This window comes from Kitasatospora cystarginea (genome assembly GCF_039533515.1).
Taxonomy (GTDB): domain Bacteria; phylum Actinomycetota; class Actinomycetes; order Streptomycetales; family Streptomycetaceae; genus Kitasatospora; species Kitasatospora cystarginea.
In genome coordinates, this window is record NZ_BAAATR010000060.1 from 1 (window position 1) to 15,298 (window position 15,298).

Annotated in this window: 11 protein-coding genes and 4 pseudogenes; 4 read left to right on the top strand and 11 right to left on the bottom strand. The window is 71.3% G+C overall.

Features of this window, described 5'->3' with window-relative positions:
• Positions 1-147: pseudogene (locus ABD369_RS36950) on the top strand (IS630 family transposase); the annotation flags it as partial.
• 91 nt (positions 148-238) lie between these two features.
• On the opposite strand, the gene ABD369_RS36955 reads toward ABD369_RS36950, so the two are convergent.
• The 3 genes from ABD369_RS36955 to ABD369_RS36965 form a co-directional block, all read right to left on the bottom strand.
• Entirely contained in the window at positions 239-454 is a 216-nt protein-coding gene (locus tag ABD369_RS36955) for a hypothetical protein (protein WP_344641031.1), read from the bottom strand.
• Positions 455-704: 250 nt separating this feature from the next.
• The gene (locus tag ABD369_RS41375) at positions 705-1,136 is read right to left on the bottom strand and encodes an aldo/keto reductase (protein ID WP_425557857.1); all 432 of its coding nucleotides are present in this window, start codon (positions 1,134-1,136) and stop codon (positions 705-707) included.
• The gene (locus tag ABD369_RS36965) at positions 1,133-2,095 is read right to left on the bottom strand and encodes an alpha/beta hydrolase (protein WP_344641032.1); all 963 of its coding nucleotides are present in this window, start codon (positions 2,093-2,095) and stop codon (positions 1,133-1,135) included. Before ABD369_RS36965 ends, ABD369_RS41375 begins: the two co-directional genes overlap by 4 nt.
• Before the next feature lie 131 nt (positions 2,096-2,226).
• Here ABD369_RS36965 and ABD369_RS36970 point away from each other — a divergent pair, with 131 nt between their 5' ends.
• Complete coding sequence (locus ABD369_RS36970) at positions 2,227-2,880, top strand: TetR/AcrR family transcriptional regulator (RefSeq protein WP_344641033.1); 654 nt, start codon at positions 2,227-2,229, stop codon at positions 2,878-2,880.
• 369 nt (positions 2,881-3,249) lie between these two features.
• Here ABD369_RS36970 and ABD369_RS36980 read toward each other — a convergent pair.
• Positions 3,250-4,060: pseudogene (locus tag ABD369_RS36980) on the bottom strand (SDR family NAD(P)-dependent oxidoreductase).
• A gap of 193 nt (positions 4,061-4,253) precedes the next feature.
• Here ABD369_RS36980 and ABD369_RS36985 point away from each other — a divergent pair.
• Positions 4,254-6,974, top strand: coding sequence for an ATP-binding protein (locus tag ABD369_RS36985; protein WP_344641036.1), 2,721 nt, complete (start codon positions 4,254-4,256; stop codon positions 6,972-6,974).
• A gap of 137 nt (positions 6,975-7,111) precedes the next feature.
• Here the strand turns inward: ABD369_RS36985 and ABD369_RS36990 are convergent.
• The 3 genes and pseudogenes from ABD369_RS36990 to ABD369_RS37000 all read right to left on the bottom strand — a co-directional run.
• Positions 7,112-7,861, bottom strand: a pseudogene (locus tag ABD369_RS36990) (ATP-binding cassette domain-containing protein); the annotation flags it as partial.
• Between the two features lie 83 nt (positions 7,862-7,944).
• The gene (locus ABD369_RS36995; protein ID WP_344641037.1) at positions 7,945-8,379 is read right to left on the bottom strand and encodes a nuclear transport factor 2 family protein; all 435 of its coding nucleotides are present in this window, start codon (positions 8,377-8,379) and stop codon (positions 7,945-7,947) included.
• A gap of 216 nt (positions 8,380-8,595) precedes the next feature.
• On the bottom strand, positions 8,596-9,447 hold the full coding sequence (locus tag ABD369_RS37000; protein WP_344641038.1) for an alpha/beta fold hydrolase: 852 nt from the start codon (positions 9,445-9,447) through the stop codon (positions 8,596-8,598).
• A gap of 253 nt (positions 9,448-9,700) precedes the next feature.
• Here ABD369_RS37000 and ABD369_RS37005 point away from each other — a divergent pair.
• Positions 9,701-9,982 (top strand): annotated as a pseudogene (locus ABD369_RS37005) (tannase/feruloyl esterase family alpha/beta hydrolase); the annotation flags it as partial.
• Between the two features lie 67 nt (positions 9,983-10,049).
• Here the strand turns inward: ABD369_RS37005 and ABD369_RS37010 are convergent.
• The 4 genes from ABD369_RS37010 to ABD369_RS37030 all read right to left on the bottom strand — a co-directional run bounded on the left by ABD369_RS37010 (position 10,050) and on the right by ABD369_RS37030 (position 15,259).
• Complete coding sequence (locus ABD369_RS37010; protein WP_344641039.1) at positions 10,050-10,244, bottom strand: hypothetical protein; 195 nt, start codon at positions 10,242-10,244, stop codon at positions 10,050-10,052.
• Between the two features lie 34 nt (positions 10,245-10,278).
• The gene (locus ABD369_RS37015; protein ID WP_344641040.1) at positions 10,279-11,346 is read right to left on the bottom strand and encodes an alpha/beta fold hydrolase; all 1,068 of its coding nucleotides are present in this window, start codon (positions 11,344-11,346) and stop codon (positions 10,279-10,281) included.
• Between the two features lie 176 nt (positions 11,347-11,522).
• A complete protein-coding gene (locus ABD369_RS37020) occupies positions 11,523-14,360 on the bottom strand; it encodes a helix-turn-helix transcriptional regulator (protein ID WP_344641041.1) in 2,838 nt (945 codons plus the stop codon).
• 617 nt (positions 14,361-14,977) lie between these two features.
• Positions 14,978-15,259: a hypothetical protein gene (locus tag ABD369_RS37030; RefSeq protein WP_344641042.1), complete on the bottom strand. Its 282-nt coding sequence runs from the start codon at positions 15,257-15,259 to the stop codon at positions 14,978-14,980.
• Positions 15,260-15,298: the final 39 nt, after the last annotated feature.

The window sequence follows — 15,298 nt, forward strand, 5'->3', positions numbered from 1 at the left end:
CGCCGCAAGGGCACCGCGAACACCCTGGCCGCACTCAGGTCAATCCGGGCCGCCCGCCCGGACGGCGCCCCGGTCTACGTGATCCTGGACAACCTCTGCGCCCACAACGGCAAGAAGGTTCTCCGCTGGGCGAAGAACAACAACGTCCCCCGACGGGTCACACAGTCCCTGCGACTCTCCCGGCTACGCTCGCGCGGTAGCGCCCCACGGCGCGTGGCTGCGGGGCGCCTTGTGGGGTTCAGTCGACCGGCTGCCCGTCGTACGTACCGCCCTTGCAGAGGTTGCCCGGCTCGTGGATCGCGGGCGTTCCGCCGCCCTTCTCGCACTGAGAAGGGGTGACGTACGATGGGGCACCCTGTGCGGTGGTGGCGGTGGCGGTGGCGGCGCCTGTGAGGCCGAGTCCGGCCAGGGCTGCCGTGGCGATGACGGCGGCGAGGGTTCGTCGAATGCGCATTTGGTTCCCCTTTCACGGATTGCCTCGGTTGGGGCACTATTCAGTTTGATCTTCATCCATGTGGGTGGCACGTCATGTTGCGCCATTCGGGTGACAGCGTTGTCGGGTGCGGGGTCGGTGACGCAACCCGTCGGACAGGCGATATGTAGGGCGTTTTGTCAAGCGGTGTAGGGGTGACCTGCCCCCGGCGTGGTGGGCTGGGGGCTGGCGGGGGTCCGGGTGGGGTGCGTGTCCTGGCGACGACGCGCGGTCAGCCTGATATGCGCGGGTTGGTTACCGCATGACCGGTTGTGCGTCGGGAGCGGGCCGCTCGTCTAGCTGCCGGGCGTGGTCCGGTGGTGGGCCGGGCTGCCGATAGGGCCAGGGAAGCAGCCCGGGACCTGACGCGCGCCCGCGACGACGTCCGGGCCGACCTCATGCGCGCCCACCACCGCCCAACGCCGAGGACCGCACCCGCGCCGAGCAGGCGATCAAGGCATTCGCCCGCACCTACGGAGCGAAGTTCCCCAAGGCCGTCGCGAACGTAGAAGTCGCCGGTGTCGAACACGGTGACGCCCGAATCGAGGGCGTCCAGCAGAGTGGCCGCGGCCTCGTGCGGGTCAGTGGAGCCGTAGGTGCCGGTCATGCTCATGCAGCCGCGGCCGAGTCGGGAGACCGCTGGGCCGCATCGTTCCTCCGTCACTTTGGCAGGGCCGCGCGGAGGAACGCGAGGATCTCCGCCTGGGCGGCCTCGGCCTGTGGTTCCACGCCGGGCAGGGTGAGAAACGCGTGTCGCGCTCCCGGGTATTCGGTGAGCCGCGCGGAGGTCCCGGCCGCCTGCAGTCGCTCGGCGTAGCGGCGGCCGTGGTCGGCGACCGCGTCCTGGGTGGGCACCACCACGAGCGCCGGGGCGAGCCCGCTCAGGTCGTCCGCGTACAGCGGCGAGACTGCGCTGGTGTCGGCTCCCGGCGGGACGGCGAACCGCTGGATGAGCCGCAGTTGCGGCAGGGCCCGGGTCGGGTTGTACGCGTACTCGGCGATCGAGGGGTAGTCGAACATCGTCTCGGTCACGTCGACTACGGGGTTGACCAGTACCTGCGCCTTGAGCTCCAGGCCGGCCTCCCTGGCCCGGATGGCCGTCAGCGCGCAGATCAGCGCGCCGCAGCTCTCACCGAAGACGGCCGCGCGCGCCGGGTCGACGCCCCACTGCGCTGCGTGCCGCACCACGTACTGGAGCACGTCCCAGCCGTCGTCGGCGGCGTTCGCGAGCGGGCTGTCCGGGGCGAGGAGGCGGTGCTCGACAGAGACGACGAGGGCGGGTAGCCCCGCGGCGAGGTGGCTGTTGGTCCAGTCGCACTGCACCGCCGTGCCCACGAAGCCGCCTCCGTGGACATGGACCACGAGCGGCAGGTCGGTACGGGCTGCGGCTTCGTCGTCTCCCGTCGGGGCCGGCCGGTAGACGCGGACCGGTAGGTCGCGGCCGGGCAGCGCGACCTCCTGCCAGACGATCGCGGCGCCGGTGTCCGGCTCTCCGAGGATCGTCCGCGCCGCGCTGGAGGCCCGGAAGCGGTTCTCCGCGTCGCGGTAGGCGCGCAGTTCCTCGGTCGTGACCGCCGAGAAGTCCGGCTCCGGCGGCCGGGTCGCGATAGTGGTCTCGCTCATGTCTCCTTCTCCCCTCCCGGCCGGATGCCGGGTGTGTCGTTGTGGCCGGACACTGCGTCGACCTCATTATGCACGCAGTGCGTGCATCAGCAAGTGCATAGGTTAGGCTGAGCCCGGACGAGAGGGGCGAGATGACTGGCCGAAGGCGATGGTCGACCGAGGAGATCCTGGACACGGCGGCGGAACTGCTGCGCACGAGCGACGCCGAGTCGTTCAGCGTGCGTAAACTCGCCGCAGCGCTCGGGACCGACTCCTCCAGCCTCTACCGGCACTTTCGCAACAAGACCGAACTGCTGCGCGCGGTTGCCGACCGGATCCTGCTGGCCGCCATGGACGGCTACCGTCCCGGGGGCAACTGGAAGCAGCGCGTCACCGGCCTGGCCCTGCGCCTGCGGGAGGCCTTCGGCGAGCAACTCCAACTCGCCGCAGTGTGGGGACGCTATGGGTCCGGCGGCACCGGATCTCGATTGGTCATGGAGGAGCTGCTGCAGGCCTTGCGCACGTCCGGCCTGCCCGACGAGGAGGTCCCGGTGCGATACCACCGCATCGTGATCCTCCTCGCCGCGCTGATCGCCTCCGAGGCCGGTATCAGCACCATCACCCCCGAGGAGTACGAACAGGGCATGGAGCAGTTCCGTGTCGCGGTGCTCGGCGCCGACCCCGAACGCTTCCCCGCCCTGGCCCACTTCGCCCGCGACATCCGCCCCCTCGGAGTAGACCGCCGCGCCGCATTCGAAGAAATCCTCGCCGCCCACCTCGCCCAGATCGAGGCCCAGATCCCCTGACGTGCCGGATCACGAGTGCGATGCGGTCGGGTCGCGCCACTGCCGCAGGCCGGTGTAGGAGTAGCGGCCGAGGAAGTTGATGTGGTCGTACCGGAACGAGGAGAGCCGGGCGGTCGTTCAGACCGAGCCTGCCCGGCCGCCCGCCGACTGGGCAGTGGACACTCCGGGCGCGGGGCGGGGGCCGGGCACCTGGGCCGCCGCCGCGGCTGCGGCCAACAGACGCCGGCCCGAGGTCCGACCGGCCGCGCCCGCCGTGGTCGACGCGCTGTGTGACGGTGTCGACGCTGCGGACCTCGGGCTGCGCGGTCCGGGCGTGGCTGCCTGCCGGGGACCTGTACCGGCGGCTGAGGCCGCGGGGGCACCGGTAGCTCACTGCCCCGCCGGGAAGTCAGCGGTGGCGCTCACTCGGGCCCACTTCCGCGTTTCCTCCGCGCGCGCCTCACCGGCGGCCAGGGCCGCGGTCACGGCCTGGGCGCCGAGCAGCAGTCGGCGTGGCGGGTCGTCGTGGCCGACGACATCGATGATCACCCGCGCGGCGCGTGCCGGGTCTCCGGGCTGCGTGCCGTTGTTCTCCTGCCGGTACCGGTTCATGGCGCCGACGGTCGCCTCATAGTCGGGTCCCACCGCGTGCAACTCCATGGACGAGCCCTGCCAGTCCGTCCGGAAGGCGCCGGGCTCGACGATGACCACCTTCACCCTCGGAGAAGCCCTCGACGGCGAACTTCGCGCTCTGGTAGGCACCCATTCCCGGGGTGCCTCCGACCCGGCCGCCCAGGGATGAGAACTGCACGAACACTCCCGACCGCTGTGCGCGCAGCACCGGCAACGCGGCCTGGGTGACGTTGACGACACCGAAGAAGTTCGCCTCGAACTGCTCGCGGAAGTCCTTGTCCGCCATCTCCTCGATCGGGCCGCTGTTGGCGTACCCGGCATTGTTCACCACCACGTCCAGTCGTCCGAACGATGCGACCGCGCGGTCCACCGCGGCACGGGCCGCATTCACGTCGGTCACGTCCAAGGCCGCGGTACGAACCCGCGCCCCGTAGCGGGAGGCCAGGTCCGCCAGTTGCTCCGGCCGCCGAGCCGTCGCCAGGACCTGGTCGCCGCTCTCCAGAACCGCTTCGGTCAGGCGCCGCCCGAAGCCCCGGGACGTGCCGGTGATCAACCATGTGCGAGTCATGCCAAGCCCCTTACGCTTTGTCTTGAGACCCATCGGTCATCACTGTCATTTGCGATGTGTCCACCGCGCATCAGTCATATGACGCCGAGTCAGCGATGGCGGCCAGGGGCGACCGAATCCATGCAGCTCAGCCGGCCCCGCTGTTCGTAGGATGGGCGAAGCTCCTCCGGGAGGAACTCGTACCGGAGGTGACATGCCGCAACACGCGAAACACCAGCTACTCGGGCGGACCCGGGAGTTGGAGGCGCTGGACCGCCTGCTGCGCGAGGTGCGCGACGGGCGCAGTCGGGTGCTGGTGCTGCGCGGCGAGGCCGGCGTCGGCAAATCGGCACTGCTCGACTATCTGGCCGGGCAGGCGGCGCAGCTGCAGACCGTACACGCGGCCGGCGTCGAAGCCGAGTCCGATTTCGCCTACTCGGCGCTGCAGCGCCTGTGCGCCCCGTTGCTGTCGCACCTGGATCGACTGCCGTCGGTGCAGCAGGACGCGTTGCGGGTCGCGTTCGGCCTGAGCGCGGGGAACCCGCCCGAGATGCTGCTGGTCGGGATCGCGGTCCTCGGTCTCTTCGCCGAGGCTGCGGCCGAGTCCCCGCTGGTGTGTCTGGTCGACGACGCGCAGTGGCTGGACCTGATGTCCCAGCGGATCCTGGCGTTCGTCGGGCGTCGGCTGGACGCCGAATCGGTGGCGTTGGTGTTCGCCGAGCGGATCACCGGCGGGCGGAAGGAAGAGGGCTTTTCCGGTCTGCCGGACCTTCCCCTGCGCGGGCTGGCCGACGCCGACGCCCGGGCGCTGCTCGACAGCGTGCTGCCGGGGCCGGTCGACGCCCGGGTGCGGGACCGGATCGTCGCCGAGACCGGCGGGAACCCGCTCGCCCTGCTGGAGTTGCCCCGGGGCCTGTCACCGGCGGAGCTGGCGTTCGGCTTCGGAGGACCAGGCGCCGGCCCGCTGGCGACCCGGGTCGAGGACGGCTTCCGTCGGCGCGTCGACGCACTGCCGGCCGACACCCGCGCCCTGCTGCTGGTCGCGGCGGTCGAACCGGTCGGCGACGGGCCGCTGTTGTGGCAGGCTCTGCGCCTGCTGGGCATCGGGCTCGAGGCTGCGGCACCGGCTGAGGCCGCAGACCTGATCACCCTGGGAGCCCCGGTGCGGTTCCGGCACCCGCTGGTGCGTTCGGCCGTCTGGCGTGGCGCGGATCCCGCCACACTGCGTGCGGCGCACCACGCCCTGGCCGAGGCCACCGACGCCGAGCGCGACCCCGACCGGCGGGCCTGGCACCAGGCCCACGCCGCGGTCGGACCGGACGAGCAGGTCGCCGCCGCACTGGAGTGCTCCGCCGTCCGGGCCCTGGCGCGCGGCGGCCGGGCGGCCGCCGCGTCCTTCCTGGAACGTGCCGCCGCACTCACCCCCGACCCGAAGGAGCGGGCGCGGCGTGCGCTGGCGGCCGCAGGGGCCCACGTCGCCGCGGGCGTGCTGGCGCGAGTTCCCGACCTGCTCGCCGCCGCCGAGCTGGGGCCGCTGGACCGGCTGCAGCAGGCCAACGCCAGTCGCCTGCGGGCCAAGGCGTCATCCATGACCAACCCGGGGCTCGGCGCGGTGCAGCCGTTGCTCGACGCGGCAGGCCGGCTCAGGGACCTTGACCCGACCGCCGCGCGGGAGACCTACCTCGCGGCGTTCGGCGCGGCCATCTGGGCCGGCCGGCACGACGAAGGCGGTCTGCGGCGAGCCGCCGAGGCCGCTCGCGACCTGCCGCCCGGCGACGAGACGGCGGGAGTCTTCCTCCGTGCCCTGGTCGCGTGGACCACGGACGGTCCGGTCGCCGCTTTCCCGCTGCTGGCGCGGGCGTTGCGCTCCCTCACCGACGACGAGGATCTGGCCGTCCTGTGGCCGGCCGCGAACGCCGCCGTGGAGCTGGGCGATCTCCAGGCCTGGCTGGACATCACCGATCGGGCGGTCCGCTCCGCCCGGACGACGGGCACGCTGTCGATCCTCTCGAGGGCGTTGCCCTACCGGGCGGCCTCGCTGGGCTATGTGGGGCGGTTCTCCGAAGCCCGGGATCTGCTGGCCGAGGCCGCGGCCGTCGAGGATGCCGCAGGCGTGGCGACGCGCATGGTCACAGCAGCCTTGATCAGCGCGTACCGGGGACGGGAACGACCGGCCCTGGAACTGATCGAGGCGATGGAACGGGAGGGCGAGCAGCGCGGCCTGGGCCGGCTCACCGCCATGGCGGCGTGTGCGCGGGCCGTGCTCCACAACGGCCTGGGCAACTATCCGCTCGCCATGGAAGCGGCGCTCCGGGGCAGCGAGTACCAGGACCTCGTCGTGCACCACTGGACGTGCAGCGAGCTGGTCGAGGCGGCGACCCGGTCCGGCGAGGCGGCCGTGGCGGCCCGAGCGCGCGTGCGGCTGGCCGACTGGGGCCAGGCCGGCACACCCTGGGCCCTCGGCGCACAGGCGGTCGCCGACGCCCTGACCGGAGCACCCGAGCAGGCCGAAGACCGCTACCGCGAGGCCGTGGACCACTTCGGCCGGGGCGGGCTCGGCGTGTTCGAGGCTCGGACCCGGCTGCTGTTCGGCGAATGGCTGCGCCGCCAGAACCGGCGGGCCCAGGCCCGTACCGAGCTGCGGGCGGCGTACGAGGCGGCTGCGACGATGGGTATGGAGGCGTTTGCGGAACGGGCCCGTCGGGAGCTGCTCGCCACCGGCGAGACCGTCCGCAAGCGGACCCTCGGCGCGCCGGTCCTGACCCCGCAGGAGGCGCAGATCGCCCGACTCGCGGCCACCGGGCACCCGAACGCGGAGATCGGCGCGCAGTTGTTCCTCAGCCCTCGCACGGTCGAGTGGCACCTGCGCAAGGTCTTCGCCAAGCTGGGGATCTCGTCGCGTCGCGAGATCGCTGGTGCCTTCTCCGATCAATGATCGCCGTTGCCTTGAGCTTCCCCCGAGATGCGGCGGATGGTGACAGCGGTTCAGATGGGCCTCATGAGAGGACCCGAGGCCATGGCCGCCCCGAAGAAGTACCCGCAGGAGTTGCGTGAGCGTGCGGTGCGGATGCACCGCGCCGCCGACCCGAAGCCCGTCATCCGCCGGATGGCCACCCGCGTCTCCGGGAGCTCCAATGCGACGTTCTGCTCGGTACGCACCGCGCGTGCCGCCTCGCCGGCGCGTTCCGCGGCCTCGCTGACCCGAGCGGCGTGCATCGTCCGGGCGGTGCCCGCGCTCCTCTCGGCACTGCGCTTGAGATTGCCGGCGACGATCCGCGCCAGCCCGGCGTCCTTCAGGTTCCGCTGTGCGTTGCCGGCCCGGCGTTCAGCCCGTTCGCGGGCCTGCTGCATCTCCCGCTTCTCACGCTTGAGCACCAGCTCCGCATTCCGGAGGTTCCGCTCCGCCGCCTCCTGCTCGGTGGCCACAACATCCTGATACGCACTGAAGTTTCCGCCGTAGAACCGCATCTCGCCGCGTTCCAACTCGGCGATGCGGTCCATGCGGTCCAGCAGTTCGCGGTCGTGGCTGACGACCAGGACACAGCCCCGCAGACCGTCCAGGACCTCGTAGAGCCGGTGCCGGGCTGTGCGGTCGAGGTTGTTGGTCGGTTCGTCGAGCAGCAGGACGTCGGGGCGCTTCAGCAGCAGTGCGGCCAGTCCGAGCCCGACGATCTGACCGCCGCTGAGCCGGTCGAGCCGGTCGCGCAACGCGACGTGGCCGAGGCCGAGCCGCTCCAGTTCGGTTCGCGCCCGGTCTTCCACGTCCCAGTCGTCGCCGACGACGGTGAAGTGGTGCTCGGCGGTGTCGCCGGATCGCGCTGAGGCACCCGCATGGCCGTTGCAGCCCACGTCCGAGGTGTTGGCCTGTTGAGGGGAGGAGATGTGCCGCCCGCATCGCCATGGCATCAGGCTCGCAGGTGGCGCGTCACATTCCCCACGAGGTCGACATGTACGCGCCGTTCGGTGAAGTGCCACCGCTGTGCACGGCATTCGAACTGGTCCTGGTACCGGCCCGCGGCAATGGGTTGCAGAGGAAGGTCCGGCAGCGCCTGCAGCACGGTGAAGTACGACCGCGCGGTTGCGTGCCTGGAATCAGCCGCGATGTCGATGACGGTGTTGGTCGTGACGTGCTTGGTTCGCGGCGTGCCGTCCGGGTAGGTGATGAGCGTGTCCAAGAACATCGCCTCGATGGCCTTTTGGCCGCGGACGGGTGCCCCGCTGCCGACGAACACGGCATCTGCCAGCAGCGCGCCGACGGCGCCGAAGTCTCCACTGTCGACGTGCTCGGCGTAGGCGGCGATCAGGTTCTCGATCGCACGGTGACTCGATGAAATCTCCATGACAGTCCGGGACCTGTCCTTTCCTGTTCTCCGAAGCCAGTCGCCACAGCCTTGACGGCGGCCTCGTGCCCAATGCACGGCTTGGCAACCGGACGCGGCGCCCACTGCCGCAACACTGGGCACCCCTTGCGCGTCAGCTGGTGCCGGGTGAATCCCGGAAGGGCGGAGGGGGCGGGCTGGGGCCGCCCTCCCGGCGTTTTGGGGCCATCCGACAGGTCAGCGGGTGACGCGGGCGGCTTTCTCGATGACGTCGGCGACCAGGCCGGGGTGCGAGACCGCGACCGAGTGCGAGGCGGCGACCTCGGTGGTGTGGGCATGGGCGCGCTCGGCCATGAACTCCTGGGCCGCCGGCGGGACGTTCAGGTCCTGGGTGGTGACGATGTCCCAGCTCGGCTTCTGCTCCCAGGCGGCGGCGGTGGCCTTCTCCTGCAGGGCGGCCTGGGCGATCGGGCGCTGGGCGGCGGCCATCAGCGCGGCCTGGTCGGCCGGGACGTCGGCGGCGAACTGGTGCCGGAACTTGTCCTGCTGGATGTACAGGTCGGTGCCGGTGCTGCCGTCCGGGTTGGCGAACGGCACCGGGTCCAGGGTGCCCGGCAACGTCGAGCCGGGGAACTGGCTGGTCAGCTGCAGCGCGGTCTCGCCGGGGGCCGGCAGGAACGCGGCGACGTAAACGAGGGCCTTGACCTTCGGGTTGTCGTAGCCGGCCTCGCTGATGACCGAGCCGCCGTAGGAGTGGCCGACCAGGATGACCGGGCCGTTGATGTGGGCGATGAGGCTGCGCAGGGCGGCGGCGTCGGACGCCGGGCCGCGCAGTGGGTTGGCGGCGGCGACCACCGGGTAGCCGTCGCGGTGCAGCTGCGTGATGACGCCGTCCCAGCTGGAGCCGTCCGCGAAGGCTCCGTGCTCCAGCACGATGGTCGGTTTCGGGCTGCGGTCGGCCGCCGCCGGGTTGGTCGCCGCGTCAGCGGTGCTGGTGAAGGCGAAGGCGCCGATCGCCACGGCTGTGCCGAGCGCAGCGGCCATCCCCGCGATGATCCGCCTCGTGCGGCCGTTCTCGATGCTCAACATGGGCCACGCTCCCGGGATTAGAACCAGTGGACTTGGTGGCCTTCACTGTCGCCCGCGGCTCTTCCCGGCCACATCGGTCATGTGACTTCAAGCCTTCTGCCCGTTCGGGCGCCGCGTGCCGCCTTCTCGACTCAGCGTCAGCTGACGGATGTGCCCGAGTCGGTGTGTCGACGACAGTGATGACGCCATACCCGAACCCGAGGAGAGATCACGCAACGACGGCTTCTGGCGCTCGCGGCGGCCGGTGTTTCTGATGGGCGGTACCAAGGAGGTTGACGACTTCTACCGCGTCTTCCTGGCCCCAGGCGTCACGCACTGCGGCTTGAACGCCGGCAGCGTCGACGACTTGGCCGCTTTGACCGCCTGGGTCGAGCACGGCCAGGCCCCGAACGTGCTGCACGCCACCCTGACCACCGCCACCGGCCAGACCGTCGCCCGCGACGTCTACCGCTACCCGATGGTCTCCCGGTACACCGGCCACGGTGACCCGAGCGTCGCGAGCAGCTTCCGCTGCGTCCAGGCTTCGCGCGACTGACCGACGCGCAGCAAGTTCGGGTCCGTCCCCTGGTCGGGGGAGGACCCGAACGCTTGACCCGCTGCGCTCAAAGCCCCAGATCCGCCGCCAGGCAGGAGAACCTGACCGCCAGGCGGTCGGGGTCGTAGGCGTCCGCCGTCTGATTCGCCGACAGCACCGGCTTCTCCTCGACCATGTCCTCGAAGGCGACACGTTCCGGGAGCGCGCCGAATCGGGCCTTGCGGATTTCCGCTGCTTGCTCGTGCGTGCTGGGATCACTCACTTCCGCACCTCCACACGGTCGACACCCTTGTGGGTCACAGATGGTCGGCGTCCACCACGGCCCGGGCGAACGCCGTCGGCGCCTCCTGCGGTGCATCGTGGCCGATGCCGGTGAGCACGCGGTGCTCGTATGCACCGGTGAAGAACTTCCGGTACCCCGTGCCGTCGGTCGTGGCCAGGAACGGGTCGAGGGCGGGGTCCAGGGCGATGGTCGGCACCGTGATGACCGGCCGGGCTGCGAGCAGCTGCTCGTAGCGGTCATAGCGGCGCGCGCCGTCGGCCAGGCCCAAGCGCCAGCGGTAGTTGTGGACCACGATGGCGGCGTAGTCGGGGTTCTCGAACGCCGCGGCCGTGCGCTCGAAGGTGGCGTCGTCGAAGTTCCAGGTCGGGGAGACCTCGTCCCACACCAGCCGGCACAGGTCGTGCCGGTTCTGCTTGGTCTCCATGGCAACGCGGCCGCGGTCGGTGGCGAAGTAGTACTGGTACCACCAGGTGTGCTCGGCCTTCGGCGGCAGCGGGTTCTTCTGCGAAGGGACGTTGATGATGAGGTAACCGCTCACCGCCACCAGGGCCTTGACCCGCTCCGGCCACAGCGCCGCAATGATGCCGGCGGTCCGCGAGCCCCAGTCGAAGCCGGCCAGCACCGCCTTGTGGATCTTCAGGGCGTCCATCAGGGCGATGATGTCGAGGGCGATCGCGGACTGCTGCCCGGTGCGGACGGTCGTCGGAGACAGGAAGCTCGTGGTGCCGTGGCCCCGCAGATACGGCACGATCACCCGGTAGCCGGCGTCCGCCAGCAGCGGCGCCACGTCGACGAAGCTGTGGATGTCATAGGGCCAGCCGTGCAGGCAGATGACCACGGGCCCGTGCTTCGGCCCGGCCTCGGCGTAGCCGATGTCGAGCACGCCGGCCTGGACTCGTTTCAGGTCGGTGAACGTCGTGTGCGTGCCCGGGGCGATGGTCGGGATGACCGGGGCCGGACGGTCGGGCCGGTCGGAATCGGCCGCGAAGGCGGCAGACGCGTTCGATGCCGCGCCGACCGACACGGCCGTGGCGCCCACGCCGAGACCGACCGCCTTGGTGAATGTACGCCTGTTGATCATGTCTGGTCCTTTCCCGGAGACTCGCTGGCGCCTCCACTCTTCGTCGGCCACCGGCCGGGCACATCAGTCACATGACGTCGAGACGCTCGAAGACGCACGAGGACCTGCCGGACCGTCACATTCATGCGGTCGGTGAGGAGGTCGAGGCCGTGGCCGCACGGGACTGAGCGCGAGCATCAGACCTGCGAAACCTCCTCGGTCCGGCTCAGCGCGTCGCGCAGCGCTGCCCGGCTCGTGATGCCCAGCTTGGGAAAGACGCGGTACAGGTGTGAGCTGACGGTCCGCGGCGACAGGTGCATCCGCTCGCCGATCTCCTTGTTCGTCAGGCCGCCGGCAGCCAGGTCGGCGATGCGGCGTTCCTGCCAGGTCAGCGAGGCCAGGTTCAGCGTCGAGGTGCGGGGCGGGGTCCCGGTGGCGCGCAGTTCGGCCCGGGCCCGCTCATTCCAGCCGGCCGCGCCCAGCCGCTCGAACGCCTCGGCCGCCGGGACCAGGTATTGCCGCGCCGTCGCCGGGCCCTGGACGTGGCGCACCCGGATGCCGTGCGCCAGCCGGATTCGGGCCAGCTCGAACGGGAAGCGGGCGGCATCCGGGTGGGATTCGGCCCGCGCGAACATCTCGGCGGCCTCCTGCTCGTTCTCGGCGGTGATCGCCAGCGCGCCGTAGGTGATCAGCCCCAGGCGGGGTGACACGAGCGGCAGACCGGCGGCGCGGGCGGCGAGGGCGTGCGCCCGGGCCTGCTCGACGCGTCCGGTGTATTGGGCGGCCTCGACGAGATCGAGCAGGGTACGCGAGGCCTGATACGCATAGGGCCGGAACGTGCCCGGCTGCGTGATGCCGATGGCGTAGAGGTACGCGGCCTCGTAGTCGCCGGAGCTCAGCGCGGCGGTCGCGCCGGCGGAGTCGGCGGCCTGGGTCAGGAACCCCAGTCCGCGTGGGCGGGCCCAGGCGTCCACCTCGGCCTGCAGGTCCCGCGCCCGCCCGACCTGTCCGCGCAGCGCCGCGAGCTGGGCCAGGTACGCGCGGCTCTGGGCGGCGAACAGATGGTGGCCGTGCTCGGCCGCCAGGTCCAGACCGCGCAGTCCGGTTTCCTCAGCCTCGGCCCATTCGCCGACCGCCATCTGGTCGAGCATGATCTGGTGCAGCATCACCATGCCGGTGGCCACGGCCCCGGTCTCCAACTCGCGGTCCACGACGCGCTGGAGGTGGGGGCGGTACTGGCCCAGGACGTCGAGGTGGTACGCGGCCGCACCCAACCGCGTGACGTCCCAGGGTTCCAGATCCGGCAGCTCCGCGGCGGCTTGTCGCACCGGCCCGGCCCAGTCGGCTCCGTGCCTGGTCACATCGCTCCAGGTACCGCTGTAGAGGCGCGAGCGTTCGGTGACGAGGCCGCCCATGGAGGCGAGGAGTTCGTGCGTGCTCTCCCAGGCCGCGCGGTCCCCGCTGTACTGACTGATCGCCAGGAGGAGGATCACCAGCCGGGTGAGGACCTCCTCAGGTTCGGCTCTGCCGACAGTCGACTCAGCGGCTCTGCCGACAGTCGACTCAGCGGCCCTGCCGACAGTCGACACAGCGGCTGGCCCGGCGTCCCGCAGCTTCTCGATCGCGGCCGAGACCTGTCGATGGGTGGAGCGGACGTCTCCGTCCTGGTAGAGCGCCTGGTAGGCGGTCGCCAGCACCGAGGCCGGCGACTGCGTCGAACCGGGTGCGAGGTCCGCTTGGACCAGCCGGTGTGCCTGGCCGAGGCGGGCGGCGTGCCCGGCGACGAAGGCCGCGTCGGTCAGCCGCCGGGACCGGTCGGTGCGGTTCTCGCTGAGCTCGGCGGCCCGGGTCAGCCAGGTCACGGCAGCCAGCGCGCCGCCGCGCCGGGTCGCCGACCCGGCCGCCGCCTCCAGGATGTCGGCGACGTCCTCGTCGGGATCGACCGTTGCCGCTGCCAGGTGCGTCGCCCGGCGTTCGAGGTTCTCCCGATGAACCTGCGCCAGCGTCAGATGCGCGGCGCGGCGCTGGTTGGAAGTGGCCATCTGCACGACGGCGGTACGCACAAGCGGGTGGCGGAAAACGACATCGCCGGTGGCCACCTCGATGTCCAGCAGCCCGGCAGCCACTGCCGTGTCGGCGTCGCGCATGCCATAGCGCGTGCCGGGGACGGCGTCGGCGCCGCTCGGGGTCCCGGCGCCGTCGAGCGCGCCCATCAGCAGCTCGGCCCGCACCCGCTCGTCGAGGGCTGCGATGCGGGCGCCGAACAGCCGTTGCAGCCGCCGGGGCAACGGCACGCCGTGCTGACCGATGAGGCCTTCGGCCGGGAGGTCGCTCGACCGGTCGGCGAAGTGGGCGGGCAGCTCCAGCAAGGCCAGCGGGTTGCCCTGGGCCTGCTCCAGGACGATTCGGCGGATCTGTCGGCTCAGATCCGGGTACCGGTGGTCCAGCAGGCGTGCCGCGTCCTCGTCGGCGAGGGCGGCGATCGGCAGTTCGGGCAGTGCGGCGGTGTCGAAGCGCGACGTGATGTCGGTGCGGACTGCGACCAGCAGCCTCATCGGGCTGCTGGTCAGGCGTCGGCCCACGAAGCCGCAGACGTCGGCGCTGGAGTCGTCCAGCCACTGCCCGTCGTCGAGGACCAGCAGCAGCGACCGCCCAGCAGCGGAGAGCGCCAGCAGGCTGAGAACGGCGATGCCGAGCGTCATGACCGAGGGCGGATCGCCCTGCACTCCGCCGAACACGGCGTCGAACACCGCCCGGGTCCCGTCATCCAACCGCGCGGCGTCGGCGAGCAACGGATGAAGGAACTGATGCAGCCCGGCATAGGGCAGCGCGGACTCCGCCTCGACGCCGGCGGCCCGGATGACGACGTGGCCCTCCTGCTCCGCCAGCGCGGCGGCGTGGCTCAACAGCGAACTCTTGCCGACCCCCGTCTCCCCCCGCAGGACGAGAGCCTGGCCCGTGGCGGACTTCACGAACGCCACGAGCTCCGCCTGCTCGTCCTCGCGGCCCACCATCGTTGTGGTGATGGACTTCATGCCGCCCTGCCCCTTCCTGTCCAGATGGCTCAGCAGCGGAGCGCACACCTGCTGGAGTGCCGAGTACGTGATCTCGGATTCGGTTCCACCTCGACGGTGCGGACGACGCGGCCCGCCGGGGCGCGACTCGCCAGATGGGTGCGCAGGGCGGTCTTGCCGACGCCGGACCCGCCGCGCAGGACCAGTACGCGGCTGTGTCGGCGGTGCACGGCGAGCAACAGCCCATCGAGCGCTTCCTGTTCCCGGGCGCGTCCGTGCAGCCGTGGCGAGAGCGGATCCCCTGTCACGTCTGGTTCGCCGTTGCGATCAGGCTCCACCGACGCCTCTCAGCCGCCGAGCCCGAAGAAATCGACGTCCTCGCGGAACCCGATCCGCGTGTAGAAGTCCTTGGCCCGGTCCACGTCCGAGACAGGGACGACCACGACCTCGATCTTGAATTCCACCATCGTCAGCTCCTTCGCCGCCACGGATGCCGGTCAGCATTCACCGATCACGATCCCGGGACTGCGGGCCCGTCGAGCCAGTGCCGAACCCTGGCCAGTACCCGGGCCGGGGTCGACCAGTGTCCGGCACCGGGTCGGCGGGGCGCCGCCGCCAGGGAGTCTGAGGACAGCCGTTCAGGACACCGAGGTAAGGACCGCGGGGAGAACCCCATGGCAACCATCGCCCAGGCGCTCGAGCGGAGCGTCGGGGGCCTGCGCGAGGTAGGGCATGGCGCCGGTGGCGGCGAGCATCTCGATCGGCGCACCGTGGCAATCGCCGCCGACCAGCCGGGGGTTGCTGTGCGTACCGCGCTCATCCGGCCCGTACAGGTGGGCGAGCAGGTCTGTGGTGTCCTTGACGCGGCGCAGATGGGCGATCAGGGGGCAACCTCGGGGGAGAGCGATGGGGCAGGACACCCGGGACGGGGGACCGGGGAGAGAGGATCCGCGGATTCC

Coding starts and splice junctions, on each gene's coding strand:
- ABD369_RS37020 (WP_344641041.1), bottom strand. CDS start 14,360: ATGAAGTCCATCACCACAACGATGGTGGGCCGCGAGGACGAGCAGGCG.
- ABD369_RS37015 (WP_344641040.1), bottom strand. CDS start 11,346: ATGATCAACAGGCGTACATTCACCAAGGCGGTCGGTCTCGGCGTGGGC.
- ABD369_RS36955 (WP_344641031.1), bottom strand. CDS start 454: ATGCGCATTCGACGAACCCTCGCCGCCGTCATCGCCACGGCAGCCCTG.
- ABD369_RS36965 (WP_344641032.1), bottom strand. CDS start 2,095: ATGAGCGAGACCACTATCGCGACCCGGCCGCCGGAGCCGGACTTCTCG.
- ABD369_RS36985 (WP_344641036.1), top strand. CDS start 4,254: ATGCCGCAACACGCGAAACACCAGCTACTCGGGCGGACCCGGGAGTTG.
- ABD369_RS37000 (WP_344641038.1), bottom strand. CDS start 9,447: ATGTTGAGCATCGAGAACGGCCGCACGAGGCGGATCATCGCGGGGATG.
- ABD369_RS36995 (WP_344641037.1), bottom strand. CDS start 8,379: ATGGAGATTTCATCGAGTCACCGTGCGATCGAGAACCTGATCGCCGCC.
- ABD369_RS36970 (WP_344641033.1), top strand. CDS start 2,227: ATGACTGGCCGAAGGCGATGGTCGACCGAGGAGATCCTGGACACGGCG.